Origin of the sequence: Sphingobacterium shayense (assembly GCF_013179575.1) — a bacterium.
GTDB lineage: Bacteria > Bacteroidota > Bacteroidia > Sphingobacteriales > Sphingobacteriaceae > Sphingobacterium > Sphingobacterium shayense.
The window spans coordinates 1-4,763 of record NZ_JABMCQ010000230.1 but is presented as its reverse complement, the minus strand read 5'-3'; the positions used below and the strand labels follow the sequence as shown (position 1 = coordinate 4,763).

Annotated in this window: 5 protein-coding genes and 1 pseudogene; 2 read left to right on the top strand and 4 right to left on the bottom strand. The window is 40.7% G+C overall.

The features are described from left to right. A partial coding sequence (locus tag HP439_RS17775) for a polyprenyl synthetase family protein (RefSeq protein WP_172391676.1) occupies positions 1–822 on the bottom strand: 822 nt, incomplete at its 3' end. 149 nt (positions 823–971) lie between these two features. Here HP439_RS17775 and HP439_RS17770 point away from each other — a divergent pair. Then, entirely contained in the window at positions 972–2,135 is a 1,164-nt protein-coding gene (locus tag HP439_RS17770) for a glycosyltransferase family 4 protein (protein ID WP_172391675.1), read from the top strand. A 3-nt stretch (positions 2,136–2,138) separates the two neighbouring features. Further along, on the top strand, positions 2,139–2,468 hold the full coding sequence (locus HP439_RS17765) for an iron-sulfur cluster assembly protein (protein ID WP_172391674.1): 330 nt from the start codon (positions 2,139–2,141) through the stop codon (positions 2,466–2,468). A 55-nt stretch (positions 2,469–2,523) separates the two neighbouring features. On the opposite strand, the gene HP439_RS17760 is transcribed toward HP439_RS17765, so the two are convergent. From HP439_RS17760 to HP439_RS17750, 3 genes and pseudogenes are all read right to left on the bottom strand, one after another. Then, entirely contained in the window at positions 2,524–3,771 is a 1,248-nt protein-coding gene (locus HP439_RS17760) for a cation:proton antiporter (protein ID WP_172391673.1), read from the bottom strand. Positions 3,772–3,775: 4 nt separating this feature from the next. After that, positions 3,776–4,255, bottom strand: a complete 480-nt coding sequence (locus tag HP439_RS17755) for a cation:proton antiporter regulatory subunit (RefSeq protein WP_172391672.1) — start codon at positions 4,253–4,255, stop codon at positions 3,776–3,778. Positions 4,256–4,516: 261 nt separating this feature from the next. Then, positions 4,517–4,763, bottom strand: a pseudogene (locus tag HP439_RS17750) (MBL fold metallo-hydrolase); the annotation flags it as partial.

Here is a 4,763-nt window from a genome sequence, read left to right as displayed (position 1 = left end):
CGCTTTCATCATTTCTACTTTATTTGGTTCAGTATCTACGGTATGGGCCAAAAGTTCATCCAGCAGTGCCACATCCTCGTCAGAGATAAGTTCCTTCAATTTGGTATAAAGGATCGTTTTTTTATTTGATAAAATATCACCACCAATTTGTTTTCCGAACATATCGGGATTGCCATACACATCCAAAAGATCGTCCTGTAACTGGAACGCAACACCGATATTCACACCAAAATCATATATCAATTGTTGGTCCTTCGAATCAGCTCCCGCGATAATAGCCCCCATTTGCAAAGCACATCCTAGCAAAACGGACGTTTTTAATCGGATCATCTCAACATAAGAAGCCACGCTTACAATTGCTTTATCTTCAAAATCCATATCGTATTGCTGGCCTTCACACACCTCAAGCGCGGTTTTATTAAACAAAGGAAGTAGGAAATCAATCTTATCGACAGGACACATAGCAATCTGTTGATATGCTTTGATGAGTAGTGCATCTCCTGAAAGTATCCCAACGTTATTGTTCCATTTTTGGTGAACGGTCGGTTGACCCCTCCGCAGAGGAGCTTTATCCATGATATCATCATGGATAAGTGAAAAATTATGAAAAAATTCGACTGCTAGGCTTGCTGGAAGGGCTGGTCTTATCTTGGTTTCGTCAAACAATTCAGCTCCCATCAGAACGAGTAGTGGGCGTATGCGTTTCCCAGATAACGATAAAATATATCGTACCGGGTCATACAAATTCGACGGCTGATCAGGAAACGCGGTTTCGTGTAAATATTCTTGAAAAAGCTTTGCGTGTGTTAGATTTTGAAACATATAAAAAAAATGATAGGCTAAGATACATATTATATTTTTTCTCCTCGACAACAACGTTAAGCCCAAAAATAAGGTAGCTTAAGAAACCGCCCGTACGACAAAAAGACGAGTATCAATTGGAAACCTTATCTTTGTAAAAACCCGTATCCATGCGTATTTTTATTATTCACAATTTCTACCAACATGCCGGAGGCGAGGATACGGTCTTTCGCCAAGAAGTTGACGAATTATCAAAAGTGCACCAGGTAGAAGTATACACCGAACTAAATAAAAAAGGATTACAGGGAGCCTGCCAATTTCTAAGTTACCCCTTTAACTTTTCCACAGCGACGAAGATTAGCAAGGCAGTTCAAGCGTTTGGTCCTGATATCATTCACATTCATAACCTTCATTACGCGATTGGCCCCTGGGTGATACGCGCAATTGATAAATTGAAGATACCGATAGTCATGACGTTACATAATTACCGTTTATTGTGCCCGTCAGCTAGTCTTTTCCATAAAGGTAGAATATTCACAAAAAGTCTACAAGAACATTTCCCTTGGACCGCCGTCAGAAAACGTGTTTTGGATAATTCTCTACTCAAAACCTTCATTACCGCATTCACCTATTGGTTTCATCGAAAAATAGGTACTTGGGATAAAATATCCCGGTTCATTGTGCTTTCAGATTTTGCAAAAGGTAAATTTTTAGATTCGACTTTTACAAACGGTAACACAGAACAATTTACCGTACGACCAAATAGTATAAATGCTATGCCTTTGAACGATACGCGCCAAAATAAGTTTGTTTACATAGGACGTTTGGCCGAAGAAAAAGGTATCCTCCCTCTTTTAAATGCTATCGCCCCTCTTCAAATCCCAATCGATGTTTATGGAAGTGGTCCACAACAGGAAGCTGTGGAGAAGTTTGATAAGCAGTTTGGCCACATTCATTACAAAGGCTTCAGACCAGCAAATGAACTTTCACGAGCGATCGCACAGGCCGGCGCACTAATTGTACCTTCGATATGTTACGAAGGCATGCCCATGACGATCGTCGAAGCGTATGCACAAGGCACACCTGTGCTTGCTAGTAGAATTGGTATTTTAGAAGAAATGGTGTTACCTTTGTATACGGGTTTACTATTTGACCCCTTCGATTACAGCGCAGTACAGGATACTCTACGGGAGTGGGATATACTCGACAGCGCGAAAAAGCAAGAAATAGGCATCAACTGTAATGCTGAATACCAAAAGCATTATCGTCTTGACAAAAATATGGACAAATTATTGGCAATATACAGTGATGTAATTGCCTCTTTAAAGAACTAAAACATGAGCATTATTATAATGGATAAACTGAATCTAGCGGCAGCGATCCAAGAACAACTTGAGACCGTCTATGATCCAGAACTAAAACCGGCGAACATCATTGACCTCGGCCTAGTGTACGAAATCATCACAAAAGAAGATGGAGTTGCTAAAATAGTCATGACCCTAACTGCTCCAGGGTGCCCAGTTGCAGGAGAATTAATGAATGAAGTCCAAGAAAAGGTTGCAAAAATACCGGGGGTAAAAGAAGCACTCGTGGAACTTACATTCGATCCACCTTGGACAAAGGATATGATGAGCGAAGAAGCGAAGCTTGAGTTAGGATTTCTTTAAAGAAATCCTTTTTTACTCTCGTGTAACTGATAGGGACGTTAATCTAAACCGTTAATCAGGAAGAAGAAGTTTGTTTTTCCTCCAGTTGCTCTAAAGTTTTACGCGGTTTGTCTATAATCGGATCTTTACCGAAAAGAGCATTCCATAAATTACGAGATTCCTTGGTCAGCAGTGGCGAAACAATAGATAAAATCAAAACATACACAACCACAAAAGACTGAAGAACAGGCAACAGGCCACCTGCCTTCCCTATATTCGCCATGATAATAGAAAACTCTCCACGTGCAGATAACGTGAATCCAATATCGAACGAAGACTTAGGCTTTCTTCCTGAGAAGCGAGCAGCAAAATAACCAGACGCCAAATTCCCAATGATGGTAACTACTGCAGCCAATGCCCCCCAAGCGACAGCGCCTCCCAAAGAATACAGGTCGATCGACAACCCAAAACTAAAGAAAAACATCGCCCCAAAGAAATCTCTATAAGAGGAAATCATCGTTTCAATCTTCTTAATATACTTCGAATCAGCAAATACTAATCCCGCCATTAAGGCGCCGATGGCTTCCGCTACATGAATAGTTTCAGAAAAACCGGCAATAATAAACAAGAGACTAAACACAATAAGTATGAATAGCTCTGGCGTTTTGTCTTGGAGAAGTTTATCAATAAGCGGTACTAGCTTCCGTCCTAAAATCAAAAAAGTCAAAATAAACGCTAGTGCCAGAACCGAAGTCCCCGCAACCGTCCAAAAGCTACCATCGCCACTGAGAATAAGACCGGATAAAAACGATATATGCATCGCGATAAAAAGATCATCAAACATAATCATTCCCATTATGATCTCTGTCTCAGCGTTCGCAGTACGTTTAAGATCCGTAAGTACTTTTGCTACAATTGCCGTTGACGAACTTGTCATTACTCCGCAAAGTACCATTTGTTCCTTGAACGGCAAATTCATAAGCCAACCTATTAACAGCCCTGAAATAAAATTAAGCACAACATATATAGTCCCTCCCGTTAGGATGGATTTACCTGACTTCATTAATCGTCCAACCGAAAATTCAAGCCCCAAATAAAACAAAAGAAAAAGAACGCCTAGGCGCCCCATGAAGTCGATAAAGGGTTTGCTTTCTGTGAACGTCAGATCAATGATGCCAAGTTGCGGTGCGTGTTGGCCAACCAGCATACCTACAATTATAAAGAACGGAATCACTGAAAATCGAAGCCGATTGGCCAAAAGCCCAACGATAGCGACTAGAAATACTGCGATACCAACTTCTAATACAAGTGTAGGTGACAACATATAATTATATTAAGATTTCTTTTAATAGTTTAATATTCGTTTTCTTGCCTGCAACCACTAATGTCGTCCCTGGCGCTATCCGATATTCAGGCCCAGGGTTAATGATGGTTTCATCATCCCGAATGGCTGCTATAATCGAAGCTCCAGTACGTTGACGAACCTCAAGTTCTCCTATACTTTTATTTACTCCGTCATTAGCTTCCCCAACCTTATACCATTCGATACGTAGATCGTCCAATGCAAATTCCATCGTCTCAAGGGCTTTTGGCTTGTAGGATAGTCCACCGATTATGCCGGCAACCTGTCTCGACTCCTCATCTGAGAGCGTCATGACACAGTGGGTTTCACTGTCCTCGTTTTCCGAGCGGTATAACTCACGTTTACCATCATCATGAATGACTACAACCATGTTGTCACCTGCCTCGGTCTCGATTTGGTATTTTTTCCCAATCCCAATCAAGTCACTTTCTCTAACTATAGACATAGCACTAAAATTTAATTGATTTCGTATTTAATTCAAATACACTGTACAGTTGAACAAACATAACAAAAAATAAAGATAACTTATAGCCAAGACGGCTCCAACAACCTAACAAAGTGATGTTTCAGATAGTAATCGAAATTTGTAGGGGCTCGGAAAACGTCGAATGAGATTTCAATCTTTAAAGACGCGTTCACCTTCCGCTTAAAGTAAGGCCCGATGCTCGACAGCCAACAAAAGGAAGTGAAAGTGTACCACTCCTTTTTATTGCGTCGCTACATCGACAATTTTAAAGCTTCCATCCTCACGTTTTTCCGCTTTACCTATTGCGATACTTTTGGAGTGATAAAATAGATATACCCAATCGTTTTCCCTACCCTGTTCCCAATATTCCGTGCGCAAATCACGAGCTTTACGTCCATCAAAGTCATACTTGGCAATAAAGTTTTTAAATATTTCTTCCGGTTCTGGCAGTACATCGCCCCCAAAAAAATAATGCTCCCCGCCAACA

What these genes read in the sequence shown, in the direction of transcription:
- HP439_RS17770 (WP_172391675.1), top strand. Translation starts at nt 972, where the DNA reads ATGCGTATTTTTATTATTCACAATTTCTACCAACATGCCGGAGGCGAG.
- HP439_RS17760 (WP_172391673.1), bottom strand. Translation starts at nt 3,771, where the DNA reads ATGTTGTCACCTACACTTGTATTAGAAGTTGGTATCGCAGTATTTCTA.
- HP439_RS17765 (WP_172391674.1), top strand. Translation starts at nt 2,139, where the DNA reads ATGAGCATTATTATAATGGATAAACTGAATCTAGCGGCAGCGATCCAA.
- HP439_RS17755 (WP_172391672.1), bottom strand. Translation starts at nt 4,255, where the DNA reads ATGTCTATAGTTAGAGAAAGTGACTTGATTGGGATTGGGAAAAAATAC.